General features: G+C 61.2%; 13 protein-coding genes. 3 read left to right on the forward strand and 10 right to left on the reverse strand.

All coding sequences use genetic code 11. The annotated features are described in order from the left end of the window. Positions 1–3 precede the first annotated feature (3 nt). Positions 4–1,203 carry a CaiB/BaiF CoA transferase family protein gene (locus H040_RS03500; protein WP_027920094.1) on the reverse strand — a complete coding sequence of 400 codons (1,200 nt, stop codon included), beginning with the start codon at positions 1,201–1,203 and terminating at the stop codon, positions 4–6. Between the two features lie 133 nt (positions 1,204–1,336). Here H040_RS03500 and H040_RS03505 point away from each other — a divergent pair, with 133 nt between their 5' ends. After that, positions 1,337–1,879 (forward strand): YaeQ family protein, encoded by a 543-nt coding sequence (locus H040_RS03505; RefSeq protein ID WP_027920093.1) that lies wholly within the window; start codon positions 1,337–1,339, stop codon positions 1,877–1,879. Between the two features lie 30 nt (positions 1,880–1,909). Beyond that, a complete protein-coding gene (gene recJ, locus H040_RS03510) occupies positions 1,910–3,619 on the forward strand; it encodes a single-stranded-DNA-specific exonuclease RecJ (RefSeq protein ID WP_027920092.1) in 1,710 nt (569 codons plus the stop codon). 89 nt (positions 3,620–3,708) lie between these two features. Here the strand turns inward: recJ and H040_RS03515 are convergent, their stop codons facing one another. The 5 genes from H040_RS03515 to H040_RS03535 form a co-directional block, all read right to left on the reverse strand. Beyond that, a complete protein-coding gene (locus H040_RS03515) occupies positions 3,709–4,251 on the reverse strand; it encodes a hypothetical protein (protein ID WP_081784325.1) in 543 nt (180 codons plus the stop codon). A 38-nt stretch (positions 4,252–4,289) separates the two neighbouring features. Next, positions 4,290–5,231: a hypothetical protein gene (locus H040_RS03520; protein ID WP_081784324.1), complete on the reverse strand. Its 942-nt coding sequence runs from the start codon at positions 5,229–5,231 to the stop codon at positions 4,290–4,292. Continuing rightward, entirely contained in the window at positions 5,228–5,818 is a 591-nt protein-coding gene (locus H040_RS27445) for a 2OG-Fe(II) oxygenase (RefSeq protein WP_177326717.1), read from the reverse strand. Before H040_RS27445 ends, H040_RS03520 begins: the two co-directional genes overlap by 4 nt. A 315-nt stretch (positions 5,819–6,133) precedes the next feature. Then, positions 6,134–6,397, reverse strand: coding sequence for a DUF3077 domain-containing protein (locus H040_RS03530; RefSeq protein WP_027920090.1), 264 nt, complete (start codon positions 6,395–6,397; stop codon positions 6,134–6,136). Between the two features lie 143 nt (positions 6,398–6,540). Next, positions 6,541–6,822, reverse strand: coding sequence for a hypothetical protein (locus H040_RS03535; RefSeq protein WP_027920089.1), 282 nt, complete (start codon positions 6,820–6,822; stop codon positions 6,541–6,543). Between the two features lie 759 nt (positions 6,823–7,581). Here H040_RS03535 and H040_RS03540 point away from each other — a divergent pair. Further along, on the forward strand, positions 7,582–8,688 hold the full coding sequence (locus H040_RS03540; RefSeq protein ID WP_027920088.1) for an NADH:flavin oxidoreductase/NADH oxidase: 1,107 nt from the start codon (positions 7,582–7,584) through the stop codon (positions 8,686–8,688). Positions 8,689–8,970: 282 nt separating this feature from the next. Here H040_RS03540 and H040_RS03545 read toward each other — a convergent pair whose 3' ends face one another. From H040_RS03545 to H040_RS03560, 4 genes are read right to left on the reverse strand one after another with little or no spacing between them, the layout of a single operon-like run. Beyond that, on the reverse strand, positions 8,971–10,395 hold the full coding sequence (locus tag H040_RS03545; protein ID WP_027920087.1) for a gamma-aminobutyraldehyde dehydrogenase: 1,425 nt from the start codon (positions 10,393–10,395) through the stop codon (positions 8,971–8,973). A 17-nt stretch (positions 10,396–10,412) separates the two neighbouring features. Continuing rightward, on the reverse strand, positions 10,413–11,219 hold the full coding sequence (locus tag H040_RS03550) for an ABC transporter permease (protein ID WP_027920086.1): 807 nt from the start codon (positions 11,217–11,219) through the stop codon (positions 10,413–10,415). After that, positions 11,209–12,111, reverse strand: coding sequence for an ABC transporter permease (locus H040_RS03555; protein WP_027920085.1), 903 nt, complete (start codon positions 12,109–12,111; stop codon positions 11,209–11,211). Before H040_RS03555 ends, H040_RS03550 begins: the two co-directional genes overlap by 11 nt. 1 nt (position 12,112) lies before the next feature. After that, positions 12,113–13,153, reverse strand: coding sequence for an ABC transporter ATP-binding protein (locus tag H040_RS03560; RefSeq protein ID WP_027920084.1), 1,041 nt, complete (start codon positions 13,151–13,153; stop codon positions 12,113–12,115). Positions 13,154–13,289 lie beyond the last annotated feature (136 nt).

Here is a 13,289-nt window from a genome sequence, read left to right on the forward strand (position 1 = left end):
GCCTCAGACCGTGCCCGCCAGGCGCAGGCTGGCGATCGCTGCCTGGTCGTAGCCCAGCGAAGCCAGCACGCTATCGGTGTGTTCACCCAGCGTCGGGCCAACCCATTCGGCAGAGCCCGGGGTGTCCGAGAGCTTTGGCACGATGCCCGGCATCTTGAACGGCTTGCCATCCGGCAGGCGCGCTTGCAGGAACATCTCGCGGGCCAGGTACTGGGGGTCGCTGAACATGTCCTCGGCCGAGTAGATACGGCTGGCCGGGACTTCGGCATCGGTAAGCACCTGCATCAGCCGGTCCAGCGGCAGGCTGTTGGCCCAGCGATCGATCACGCCGTACAGCTCGTCGCGCCGGGCGTCGCGGCCATCATTGCTGGCCAGGCTCGGGTCGTCGGCCAGGTCGGGGCGGCCGATGGCCTGCGTGAAGCGCTTGAAGATGGCGTCACCGTTGGCGCCGATCTGCACATGCTTGCCGTCGGCGCTGGTGTGGATGGAGGAGGGCGTGATACCCGGCATGATGTTGCCGGTGCGCTCGCGGATAAAACCGAACACGTCGAACTCCGGGACCATGCTTTCCATCATGGCGAAAATGGCCTCGTACAGCGCCACATCCACCACCTGGCCCTGGCCGCCATTGACTTCGCGATGACGCAGGGCCATCAGCGCGCCAATCACTCCCCACAGCGCGGCGATCGAGTCGCCGATGGAGATGCCGGTGCGCACAGGCGGGCGGTCGTCGAAACCGGTGATGTAACGCAGCCCGCCCATCGATTCACCGACCGCACCGAAGCCCGGCTGGTCCTTCATCGGGCCGGTCTGGCCGAAGCCGGACAGGCGCACCATCACCAGGCGCGGGTTTAGCGCATGCAGCACGTCCCAGCCCAGGCCGAGCTTTTCCAGCACGCCGGGGCGGAAGTTCTCGATAAGGATGTCGGCCTCGCCGAGCAGGCGCTTGAGCACTTCACGGCCTTCGGGGTGCTTGAGGTTGAGCGTCAGTGACTGCTTGTTGCGCGCCTGCACGAACCACCACAGTGATGTGCCCTCGTACAGCTTGCGCCACTTGCGCAGCGGGTCGCCGCCGTCCGGTGACTCGACCTTGATCACGTCGGCGCCGAATTCGGCGCAGATCCGCGAGGCGAACGGCCCGGCGATCAGGGTGCCGAGCTCGATGACTTTCAGGCCGGCGAGGGGTTTGCTGGGCGTAGACATGAGGCATCCGTGGCAGCTGGTCAGAGCCGTGGTTTTAGCATAGGTCCGGAGCGTCCGATACTGCTCCGGCGCAAGCGGAAGCAGGATCGGTTAGACTAGGTGACTTTTCTCTACGCACGAAGCCCAGTCGACCATGGCCCAGCCGTCCACCACCTACAAATTCGAACTGAACCTGACCGATCTCGATCGCGGCGTGTATGAAAACGTCCGGCAGACCATTGCCCGCCACCCTTCGGAAACCGAAGAGCGCATGGCTGTGCGCCTGCTGGCCTACGCCCTGTGGTACAACGAGAACCTGTCGTTCGGCCGTGGCCTGTCTGATGTCGACGAAGCGGCGCTGTGGGAAAAAAGCCTGGACGACCGCATCCTGCACTGGATCGAAGTCGGCCAGCCGGACGCCGAGCGCCTGACCTGGTGCTCGCGCCGCACCGAACGCACCAGCCTGCTGGCCTACGGCAGCCTGCGCGTGTGGGAAGGTAAAGTGGTGGGCGCGGTCAAAGGGCTGAAGAACCTGAACATTGCAGCGGTGCCGCAGGAGGTGCTGGAGGTACTGGCCACCGACATGCCACGTACCATCAAGTGGGATGTGATGATCAGCGAAGGCACGGTGTTCGTCACCGACGACCGTGGCCAGCACGAAGTGCAACTGCAATGGCTGCTCGGTGAGCGTGGCTGAACCGACTGACACCTGACTGCCGAAGATCCCATGCGTATCGAACCCCGCCCGTTGCCATCGACCCTGCCTTTCCTGGGTAACCTGCCACCTTTGCTGACCCGCCTGTACGCCGCCCGCGGCGTGCAGACCGAGGCCGAACTGGACAAGAGCCTGGCGCGGCTGTTGCCGTATCAGCAGCTCAAGGGTATCGAGGCTGCGGTGGACCTGCTGGTCGACGCCCTCGATCAGCGCCAGCGTATCCTCATCGTTGGCGACTTCGACGCCGATGGCGCCACCGCCAGCACTGTGGGTGTGCTCGGCCTGCGCCTGCTGGGCGCGGCCCATGTCGATTACCTGGTGCCCAACCGCTTCGAGTATGGCTACGGCTTGACGCCGGAGATCGTCCAGGTGGCGCTCGAACGCCAGCCGGACCTGCTGGTTACCGTCGATAACGGTATCTCCAGCGTCGAAGGTGTTGCCGCCGCCAAGGCGGCCGGGCTCAAGGTGCTGGTCACCGACCACCACCTGCCGGGTCAGCAGTTGCCGGATGCCGACGCCATCGTCAACCCGAACCAGCCTGGGTGCGGCTTCCCGAGCAAGTCGCTGGCCGGGGTCGGGGTAATTTTCTACGTGCTCATGGCCTTGCGCGCACGCCTGCGCAGCCTGGGGCGCTACGAAACGCAGCCGCAGCCGAACATCGGCGAGCTGCTCGACCTGGTCGCCCTGGGCAGCGTCGCCGACGTGGTGCCGCTGGATGCCAATAACCGCATCCTCGTGCACCAAGGGCTTGAGCGCATCCGCGCCGGCCGGGCACGGCCGGGCTTGAAGGCGATCCTTGAAGTGGCCCGCCGCGATCACCGGCGCATCACCTCCACTGACCTGGGCTTCATCCTCGGCCCACGGCTCAACGCCGCCGGGCGGCTGGACGACATGAGCCTGGGCATCGAATGCCTGCTGTGCGATGACGAAGCCCTGGCCCAGGACATGGCTCAGCAGCTGGACGAGCTGAACCAGGACCGCAAGTCGATCGAGCAAGGCATGCAGCGTGAGGCACTGGCCCAGCTCAAGGACCTGCCGGTCGAGTCCATGCCTTATGGCCTGTGCCTGTTCGATGCCGATTGGCACCAGGGCGTGATCGGGATCCTCGCTTCGCGCCTGAAAGAGCGCTACTACCGGCCGACCATTGCCTTCGCCGATGCCGGCGACGGCATGCTCAAAGGCTCGGCGCGTTCGGTGCCGGGCTTCCATATCCGCGATGCGCTGGATGCGGTGGCGGCGCGGCAGCCGCAGCTGATCAGCAAGTTCGGCGGCCATGCCATGGCGGCGGGGCTGTCGCTGCCCGAAAGCAACTTCCCGGCCTTTGCCGAGGCGTTCGATGAAGAGGTCCGGCGCCAGTTGCGTGAGGAAGACCTGACCGGTCGTCTGTTGTCGGACGGTAGCCTGGCGGTGGAGGAATTCCACCTCGACCTGGCCAAGGCCCTGCGCAATGCCGGGCCTTGGGGGCAGCACTTCCCCGAGCCGCTGTTCCATGGGGTGTTCCAGTTGGTGGAGCAACGTGTGGTCGGCGAGCGGCACTTGAAGGTGGTGCTCAAGACCGAATGCGGCTCGGTGCGGCTGGATGGCATTGCCTTTGGCATCGACCGTGACGTGTGGCCAAACCCGACGGTGCGGTGGGTGGAGTTGGCGTACAAGCTGGATGTGAATGAGTTTCGCGGGAATGAGAGCGTGCAGTTGATGATTGCGCATATGGAGCCGCGCTGATACGCCATAAGGTGCCTGCCTTGGTTCATGCAGGTTTGGAAGATCGAGCACCGTCCGCACGGAGCTCGATTTCCCAGGCACTGTTAAGTTCAGTTGCACTCCTTTCTGGGGCGATAGTAGATCGCCGCTGCCGCAATCAAGATGCTAATGCCGCCAACTGAGAAAATGATTACGGCTAGCGTGGTCTCCCTGTTTCTTACGTTGGTTACATGTGCCGCCAGTGCAGGGTCGTAAAGAAACATTCCATTAGGGGCGATTAAGCGCTGAACCGTTGCCGCGCTTTCAGAGGTTGCTATGTCGGCAAAGAGTGGCGTGTTGCGGTCCAGGTTCGCTGCGTCATAGTAAATTTTTTCTGCATAAAGATGAGTGTTGTAGCGCTTTCCATCTAGTGTTTTAAACATGATGCTGAACGTGTAGAGAGATCTGTCACTATCCCATGTTTCAGGTTTGGAAGTGAGAGATGCTGGGACTCGCAGCCATGATTCTTCGCTGGTTTTTTCGTGTTCGCGCCACATAAGTGTAAAGCTAGCGCTTAAGATGAGATTAAGAATCCCCGCGAACAGCAAAGCTTTTGCTTGTTTGCGAGGCGGAAGTTCTCGCATGAGCTTTAGCGAGTATTGCCAGATATCCATTTTGGGGTCGGTGCGTTGTTGGGTGGTTAACAGGTCGGTTAGTAATACTGGTCCTGTTGCCCCCCGCTGCAGCATATATAGTTGTCTTGATTGTCTTGATTGTCTTGATTGTCTTGATTGTCTTGAATAGGTACCGTGATTGATGGCTCAGGGTCGGGGGATTTAACGCCGCCTAGGCTTTCTATACTTATAGTCAGTGTTGCGTCGGGTGCTGGTATGCCAGGGGGCGTCGTTGGCGCTGCTGAGTTGCTGCCTGAGTTTCCGATAAGGGGAGGGGGTTGCGTTGAGCCGGAACTCTCGCTCCCTGTTGCGTTGGTGTCAGTTTGGTTGCTTTCTGGAAAGCTAAGTAGTTGGGTGCCCAGTGTTATTTCTGAAGAGCCAGGGTTCCAGTTAACGGTTGTGATCATTCCCTGGTGGGTGGAAAGTATCTGGTCAGGGGACGCGAGTGTGAAATCAGGCGCAATTTGTGGTGCGTCCAATCCAGTAAGGTCACCTTGATTCAAGAGACTGGTAAAAAGTGGAGCCATCTTGTCGTATGCTGCTTCAGCCAAGTCCGAATTGACAATGCTGTAGATTGTGGCGCTTATGCCGAAGACTGTGGCCCCTCCAGCAATGAATGGTGCTCCGGCAAGAATGGCGAAGGAGGCTACGATGCCTGCAACATTGCCTGCCAAACTTATGACATCTCCTCTCTTAATCTCCGCGCCCTCCTTGAAGTCCGCCGCGATTTTCAGGAATGTTACGGTGCCAGATAGGGTGTTGGTGACAATGTTAATAAAGGGTACAGCACCTACTGCGAAGTGAGTGATGGAGATAACTGAGGCTATCGCCGTAGTTGTTTGTGCTGCTTGGATAACTAGTGAAAATCCGGTCTTGTCGCTGTTGAATTGGTCATGAATAGCCGCTGCTGCCCCGGCGTTATTGACAGGTTTCGCCGTTTTATCTATTACGGCTACTATCAGCTCGGCACGTGTGCTCATTGTTTAACGTCCTTATTTATGGTCTTGAAGGCAATGGTGATGCGCAATTGGTCGCAGTCAATGGTGGGTGATTTAGCTCTGTGCGGTATGTGTCCGTCGAATATCGCTATGCGTCCCGGCTTTGGTTGTATTGCCGCAATGGTGTCATTCGTCTGTTGATTGAATAAAACCAGTTCGCCGCCCCATGTGGTTTCCCACTGGGTATTGCAGAAGATAACTGCGGTTTTTCCTGGTTCAATTGATTTGTTATCTCTATGAATAGGGCTGTCCTGGCCGAAGGTCTGGCCGTTTGCGTAGACACCAAGGAGCAAACAGTCACGCATGTGAGCAAACTGCACACGCCTCCAGATATCAAGTAAAAAGCCCCAGCAGCTGTCACTAGCCAGTTCATGCTCACAGCACTCCAGTGAGGCACGTTTGCTGCCGGCAATGAAGATGTGCCAGCAAGGACGTGCGGAGGGAATTGTATTTATGGGCCAGCCATATCTCCATATGGCGCCTGACAATGCGTCAGTGAGTAAATTTTGCTCTTGTTCAGTAATGAATCTATCTAATATTTTCACTTTTTCTGATAAGGGAGTATCCATAATCGGCTCAAATCATGGGCGTGGGAATCGGGCTTGTACGAACGGTTTACCTGGCTTTACTGGTCGCCGTGACGTGGTGGACGATAGTATTTACGAGGCAGAAGAGCGATAGGAGGAGGGAGATGTTGCTTGAGAAGAGTTTCCCAAGAGGACGTAGAAGTTTAAGTAGTAGGCTGTAGGATTTTTCTAAGATCCTCGGTAGGCCGGGTGGAAAGGGTTGTCGTGGGTGGTACTACCCTAACCCTTAAAAAGGCGGTCGACTTTTGCTGGTTACAGTCTGACCGCGGAGTGCTTGTAGTTTCAGTCGCCCAGCTGTTAATTCGTCATGCCTAGCTCGGCATCATCCATCAGTGCCTTGGCCATGGCACTCAGGTAGTGGGATGCCCAGATCATCATCGGCTTTTCATCCATCAGGCCGATGATGGTCAGTTCTCTTACATAGCCCATCAACTCCGAGGCCTGCTCGCGGGCATCCCGGCAGGGAATGCCTGGCTCGATGCGAAACAGGGGATGGGTCTGGTGTTCGCCTTGGAAGAACGTGGTTTTGCCGACAGTGAATTGGGTGTCGTCTGTGGTCATCGGTTCCTCTCCTGAAATTGCTCGACTGCCTGTTATGGCCTCTTCGCGGGTAAACCCGCTCCCACAGGTGATGTGCAAATCTTGAGGTCTGTGATGTCCCTGTGGGAGCGGGTTTACCCGCGAATAGGCCAGTAGCTCCAACCTCAATGCAGGCTGCTACTCCGCTCCAAAGCCAGCGACAGTGCATCCGCCTGGCCCCAGGCGATCTGCATGGCACGCAGCCCATTCACCAGCGATTCCCGGGTGCTGTCATCTTCGATGGTATCGAGGGTCCGGTGGCAATGGTTGTAGGCAAGCATCAGGTAGTGGGTGACGTTCATCACCACATGATCGATGGGCGCGATGCCTTCGCTGACGGCGTTGGTGAGGGTCTTGTCAGAGGGAAGGTCGAAATGATGGGGTGGGTCGGGGACGATTTTCTTCATATGGAACGACTCGTAAGGTTACTGATTGACCGACCTTTTCGATTCCACACGGATGGGTGGCAGTTGTACGCGGTGTGGAATCCAGGCTACGAGTAAACCCGGTAGGCTTTTCGGCCTCCCGCGCACAACTGCCACGACGACAGCAACTCAGTAATTGACCAGGATTCCACTCCCGGGCGCTAAACATCAGCGACACGAAAAAGCCTAAAGGGCGGTGTTTCCAGGAACAATCAGACGCGAGTCGACAGGATTTGTAGGATATTTTCCTTAGCTAAACATCGCCAGTTCATATGCGTAGGAAGCGTCTGATACATGCGTCGGACCAGTCAGCAATCCCAGTGAGCGGCGCTTAGAGAGGGTGCCCGCCTTGGTTCTTGCAGGGGTGCGGAAATCGAGCGCCGCCCGCGCGGCGCATCGCGGATAAATCCGCTCCTACATCTGTTGCAACGTGCCGAACCTGTTACGCCATGGTTGCCAGCCCTGGTGCATGACTTGAGCCTTGCAAACCGGCTGACAACCATGGCCTCACAGGCATGGCCACGTTGCAACAAATGTAGGAGCGGATTTATCCGCGATGCGCCGCGCGGGCGGCGCTCGATCTGACAGGCGCTGCAAGCCTTCCGACGAACACCCCGCCATCCCACGGAACCATCCCCCCCACCAATCTGGTCTAGTCTGATTAATGACCGGCACCGGGCCAGGGATGTGCACTTGAGTGTCCGGGCCGGATCACCATTGGAGTCCTTGGGAGGTGCCCTCATGAGCCTGCTGCTAGAGCCTTACACCCTGCGTCAGCTGACCCTGCCCAACCGCATCGCGGTCTCGCCGATGTGCCAGTATTCTTCCGTCGATGGCCTGGCCAACGACTGGCATCTCGTCCACCTGGGCAGCCGCGCCGTGGGTGGCGCCGGCCTGGTCATCAGCGAAGCCGTCGCCGTGACCGCCGATGGTCGCATCACCGCCGAAGACCTAGGCCTGTGGAACGACGACCAGATTGCGCCGTTGCAGCGCATTACCCGCTTCATCACCGCCCAGGGCGCCGTGCCAGGCATCCAGTTGGCCCACGCCGGGCGCAAGGCCAGTACCTATCGGCCCTGGCTGGGCAAGCAGGGCAGTGTGAAGATTGAAGACGGCGGCTGGCAGCCGGTGGGGCCGTCGAAAATCGCTTTTGACCCACAGCACACACCGCCGCGCGAATTGAGCCAGGACGAAATTCAGGGGGTGATCGATGCCTTCGTCGCCTCTACCGAGCGGGCGCTGAAAGCGGGCTTCAAGGTCGTCGAAATCCACGCGGCCCATGGGTATCTGCTGCACCAATTCCTCTCACCACTGAGTAATCAGCGCCGCGACGAGTACGGCAGTTGCTTCGAAAACCGCATCCGCCTGACCCTGCAGGTGGTCGAAGCGGTGCGCAAGGTCTGGCCTGCTGAACTGCCGCTGTTCGTGCGTGTATCGGCGACGGACTGGGTTGAGGATGGTTGGAACCCGGATGAAACCGTCGAGCTGGCACGCCGCCTGCGGGTGCTGGGCGTCGACCTGATCGACGTGTCCTCCGGTGGTACCTCGGTGAATGCCGAAATCCCTACAGGCCCTGGCTACCAGACTCGCTTTGCAGAGCGTGTGCGCAAAGAGGCAGAGATCGCCACTGGCACCGTAGGCATGATTACCGAACCGGCACAGGCCGAGCACATTCTGCGCACCGGGCAGGCCGACGTGATCTTCCTGGCCCGGGAGCTGCTGCGCGATCCTTACTGGCCGTTGCATGCCGATGATGACTTGGGTGGCAACAAAGCCACTTGGCCGGCGCAGTACCAAAGGGCGACCAGCCGGGCCAACCCTATTCACGAGTCGGATTTGCGAGATTAGGGGGCTCGCCGGCAGCTATGCGCGGTGGCTGAGATCGAGCGCCGCCCGCGCGGCGCATCGCGGATAAATCCGCTCCTACAGTTATTGCAACGTGGCCATGCCTGCCAGGCCATCAGCCTGGTTTGCGAAGCTCAAGACATGCGCCAAGGCTGGCGACCATGGTCTGCCAGGTTCGGCACGTTGCAACAACTGTAGGAGCGTATTTATCCGCGATGCGCCGCGCAGGCGGCGCTCGATCTCGCAGGCGCTAAAGAACTACAGGCATACGCCACCCGCCTCACCTCAATGCTTGATCATCACATGCCGCACGCAGGTGTAGTCCTCAAGCCCGTACATCGACATATCCTTCCCATACCCCGAATGCTTCTGCCCACCATGGGGCATCTCGCTGACCAGCATGAAGTGGGTGTTGACCCAGGTGCAGCCATACTGCAACCGCGCCGCCAGGCGGTGGGCGCGGCCGTTGTCGCGGGTCCACACCGATGACGCCAGGCCGTACTCGGAATCGTTGGCCCATTCCAGCGCCTGCTCTTCGCTATTGAAGCGGGTCACCGACACCACCGGGCCGAACACTTCGTTACGCACGATCTCGTCATCCTGCAAGGCGTCGGCCAGCACGGTCGGCTCGAAGAAGAAGCCATCCCCCGCAATTACCTTGCCGCCCGTCACCAGGCGGATATGGGGCTGGGCGATGGCGCGCTGGACCAGGCCGGCCACCTTGTCGCGGTGCTGGGCGCTGATCAATGGGCCCAGTTCGGTGTCCTCGGCATCCTGCAGGCCGGCCTTGAGGCTGGAAACGGCCTTGCCCAGGCGCTCGACGAAGCGTTCATAGATGCCTGCCTGCACATACAGGCGACAGGCGGCGGTGCAGTCCTGGCCAGCGTTGTAGAAGCCGAACGTGCGGATGCCGTCGATGGCCGCGTCGATATCGGCGTCGTCGAACACCAGCACCGGCGCCTTGCCGCCCAGTTCCATGTGCATGCGCTTCACGCTGCTGGCGGTGGCGCCAATGATATGTGCCCCCGTCGCAATGGAGCCGGTCAGCGACACCATGCGCACCTTAGGGTGGGTGACCAGTGGGTTGCCGACCGTTTGCCCGCGGCCGAACAAAATGTTGAGCACGCCGGGCGGTAGCAAGTCTTTAGCCAGCTCGCCCAGGCGCAGGGCGGTCAGCGGGGTCAGTTCGGAGGGTTTGATGACCACGGTGTTGCCGGCCGCCAGGGCGGGGGCGATCTTCCATGCCAGCATCATCAACGGGTAGTTCCACGGCGCGATCGAAGCAACCACGCCCAGCGGGTCGCGGCGGATCATCGAGGTATGGCCCGGCAGGTATTCGCCCGCCGCCGAGCCGCCGAGGCAGCGGGCGGCGCCGGCAAAGTAGCGGAACACGTCGGCGATGGCCGGGATTTCGTCATTCAAGGCAGCTGCAAACGGCTTGCCGCAGTTCTGCGATTCCAGGCGGGCCAGTTCATCGCCATGGGCTTCAATGGTGTCGGCCAGGGCCAACAGCGCCAGCGAGCGTTCCTTGGGGCTGGTCTGTGACCAGCTGTCGAAGGCCAGGTCGGCAGCGCGCACGGCCGTATCGACCTGGGCTTCGGTGGCTTCGTTGATCTGCGCCAGGGCGCTGCCCTCGGCGGGGTTGAGCACGGTCCAGGCCGGGCCTTCGCCTGCGACCAGCTTACCGTTGACCAGCATTTTGCTTTGCATGGGGGGCTCCTTGTGGGTCATTTGCCACTGCCCGCAACGCTTTCGGCGCCACGGGTCAGGTAATAGGCGCCGAGAATCGGCAGCATGGTCACCAGCATCACCAGCATGGCGACCACGTTGGTCACCGGCACATCGCGCGGGCGGCTGAGCTGGTTGAGCAGCCAGATCGGCAGGGTGCGCTCGTGGCCAGCGGTGAAGGTGGTGACGATGATTTCATCGAACGACAGGGCGAAGGCCAGCATGCCGCCGGCCAGCAGTGCCGAGCCGAGGTTGGGCAGGATGATGTAGCGGAAGGTCTGCCAGCCGTCGGCGCCGAGGTCCATGGACGCCTCGATCAGGCTCTGCGAGGTGCGCCGCAGGCGGGCGATGACGTTGTTGTAGACGATCACCACGCAGAACGTGGCGTGACCGACCACGATGGTGAACACGCCGGGTTCTATACCGAGGCTTTTGAACGCCGAGAGCAGGGCTATGCCGGTGATGATGCCGGGCAGGGCGATCGGCAGGATCAGCACCAGCGAGATGCTCTCCTTGCCGAAGAAGTTGCGCCGGTACAGCGCCGCCGAGGCCAGGGTGCCGAGCACCAGCGCGATCAGCGTGGCCAGGCACGCCACCTGCAGCGACAGCTTGATCGCTTCGAGCACGTCGGGGCGGGCGAAGGCCACGGTGAACCAGTTGAGGGTGAAGCCCTTGGGCGGGAAGCTGAACGCCGCGTCTTCGGTATTGAAGGCGTACAGGACGATGATCAGGATCGGGAAGTGCAGAAACACCAACCCGCCCCAGGCCGCCAGGCGCAGGCCGACAGACGCTTTTTCAGAGTGCATCGAAGGCCCCCAGGCGCTTGACGATGGCCAGATACACCGCGATCAGCACGATCGGCACCAGCGTGAAGGCTGCCGCCATTGGCATGTTGCCTATCGCCCCTTGTTGGGCATAGACCATGCTGCCGATGAAGTAACCCGGCGGGCCGACCAGTTGCGGCACGATGAAGTCGCCCAAGGTCAGCGAGAAGGTGAAGATCGAGCCGGCGGCAATGCCGGGGATCGACAGCGGCAGGATCACCTGCAGGAACGTTTGCCCCGGCCTGGCACCCAGGTCTGCCGAAGCCTGCAGCAATGACGGTGGCAGGCGCTCGAGCGAGGCCTGGATCGGCAGGATCATGAACGGTAGCCAGATGTACACGAACACCATGAAGCGCCCCAGGTGCGAGGTCGACAACGTGCTGCCGCCCACCCCGGGCACGGTCAGCACGGCCTGCAGCAGGGCGTCCAGGTGCAACTGCTGGACGAACCACTGGGCCACACCGCCCTTGGCCAGCAAGAGGGTCCAGGCGTAGGTCTTGACGATGTAGCTGGCCCACATCGGCATCATTACCGCGATGTAGAAAAATGCCTTGGTCTTGCCGCTGGTGTAGCGCGCCATGTAGTAGGCAATCGGGAAGGCCAGTACCGCACTGGCCAGCGATACCGCGACGGCCATGGTCAGGGTGCGCAGGATGATGTCGAAGTTGGACGGGTTGAACAGCGCCGCGAAGTTGCCCAGGGTCAGCGCCGGGGTGACCGCCATGGTGAAGTCGTCGAAGGTGTAGAAGCCCTGCCACAGCAGGCTGAGCAACGAGCCCAGGTAGATAGCGCCGAACCAGGTCAGCGGGGGGATCAGCAACAGCGCCAGGTAGAGGTTGGGGCGCCGGTACAGCAGATCGGACAGGCGACGCATCTCAGCGGCCCTCGGCCAGGACGGTTTCCTGCAGGGCAGTCATCGCCTCGCGTGGCCAGCGTACCTGCACCTGCTGACCGGCCTGCCAGGGCTGCGCGTGTGCCTGCCAGCGGTCGTTGGCGTGGCTGACGGCAAGCAGCTGGCCGCTTTCCAGTTGCACCTCGTAGCGGGTGGCGCTGCCTTGGTATTGGACGTCGTGCAGCAGGCCGCCGAGCTGAATGTCTTGCGCCTGGCCTGGCTGATCTACCAGGCGGATATGCTCCGGGCGAATGGAAAACGGAGCGCGGCTGCCGCTGAGTTGTTCGGCGAGGTCGCCGCGGATGACGTTGGAGGTACCGACGAACTCGGCGACGAAGGTGGTTGCTGGCTTCATGTAGAGGTTGCGTGGCGTGTCGACCTGTTCGATGCGGCCACGATTGAAGACCGCCACCCGGTCCGACATCGACAGCGCTTCGGTCTGGTCGTGGGTGACGAAGATGAAGGTGATGCCCAGCTGGCGCTGCAGCTTCTTCAATTCGCCCTGCATCTGTTCGCGCAGCTTGAGGTCGAGTGCGCCCAGCGGCTCGTCGAGCAGCAGCACCCGTGGCCGGTTGACCAGCGCGCGGGCCAGGGCTACGCGCTGGCGCTGGCCGCCGGAAAGCTGTGCCGGTTTGCGCTCGCCGTAGCCGGCCAGGGCGACCATGGCCAGCGCTTCTTCGGCGCGTGCCTGGCGTTCGGCCTTGGCCACGCCCTTGACCTTGAGGCCGTAGGCGATGTTGTCGCGCACGTTCATGTGCGGGAATAGCGCGTAGTCCTGGAATACCGTGTTGACGTCGCGCTGGTAGGGCGGTACGCCAGCGGCCTCGACACCATGGATGCGGATCGAACCGCTATTGGGTTGCTCGAAGCCGGCGATCAGGCGCAGGCAGGTGGTCTTGCCCGAGCCGGAAGGGCCGAGCATGGAGAAGAATTCGCCGTCCTCGATGTCGATGCTGACCTGGTCAACGGCCTTGACCTCGCCGAAGGTGCGGGAAACCTGGGTGAACTGGACGGCTAGGGGCATGGGTAACTCCAAGGTAAAGCTCGGGGGCGCCTTGCGACCCTTTCGCGACACAAGGCCACTCCTACAGGGGATCGCGGTCTGTAGGAGCGGCCTTGTGTCGCGAAAGGGCTGCGCAGCAGCCCCAAATCAAGCGGCA

The organism is Pseudomonas sp. URMO17WK12:I7 (assembly GCF_003269045.1).
Classification (GTDB): Bacteria; Pseudomonadota; Gammaproteobacteria; order Pseudomonadales; family Pseudomonadaceae; genus Aquipseudomonas; species Aquipseudomonas putida_J.

Bases quoted from the DNA above. Each gene is read 5' to 3' on its own strand.
- H040_RS03515 (WP_081784325.1), bottom strand. From the start codon at position 4,251: ATGGATATCTGGCAATACTCGCTAAAGCTCATGCGAGAACTTCCGCCT.
- H040_RS03545 (WP_027920087.1), bottom strand. From the start codon at position 10,395: ATGCAAAGCAAAATGCTGGTCAACGGTAAGCTGGTCGCAGGCGAAGGC.
- H040_RS03530 (WP_027920090.1), bottom strand. From the start codon at position 6,397: ATGACCACAGACGACACCCAATTCACTGTCGGCAAAACCACGTTCTTC.
- H040_RS03550 (WP_027920086.1), bottom strand. From the start codon at position 11,219: ATGCACTCTGAAAAAGCGTCTGTCGGCCTGCGCCTGGCGGCCTGGGGC.
- H040_RS03540 (WP_027920088.1), top strand. From the start codon at position 7,582: ATGAGCCTGCTGCTAGAGCCTTACACCCTGCGTCAGCTGACCCTGCCC.
- H040_RS03505 (WP_027920093.1), top strand. From the start codon at position 1,337: ATGGCCCAGCCGTCCACCACCTACAAATTCGAACTGAACCTGACCGAT.
- H040_RS03520 (WP_081784324.1), bottom strand. From the start codon at position 5,231: ATGAGCACACGTGCCGAGCTGATAGTAGCCGTAATAGATAAAACGGCG.
- H040_RS03535 (WP_027920089.1), bottom strand. From the start codon at position 6,822: ATGAAGAAAATCGTCCCCGACCCACCCCATCATTTCGACCTTCCCTCT.
- H040_RS03555 (WP_027920085.1), bottom strand. From the start codon at position 12,111: ATGCGTCGCCTGTCCGATCTGCTGTACCGGCGCCCCAACCTCTACCTG.
- H040_RS03500 (WP_027920094.1), bottom strand. From the start codon at position 1,203: ATGTCTACGCCCAGCAAACCCCTCGCCGGCCTGAAAGTCATCGAGCTC.
- recJ (WP_027920092.1), top strand. From the start codon at position 1,910: ATGCGTATCGAACCCCGCCCGTTGCCATCGACCCTGCCTTTCCTGGGT.
- H040_RS27445 (WP_177326717.1), bottom strand. From the start codon at position 5,818: ATGGATACTCCCTTATCAGAAAAAGTGAAAATATTAGATAGATTCATT.
- H040_RS03560 (WP_027920084.1), bottom strand. From the start codon at position 13,153: ATGCCCCTAGCCGTCCAGTTCACCCAGGTTTCCCGCACCTTCGGCGAG.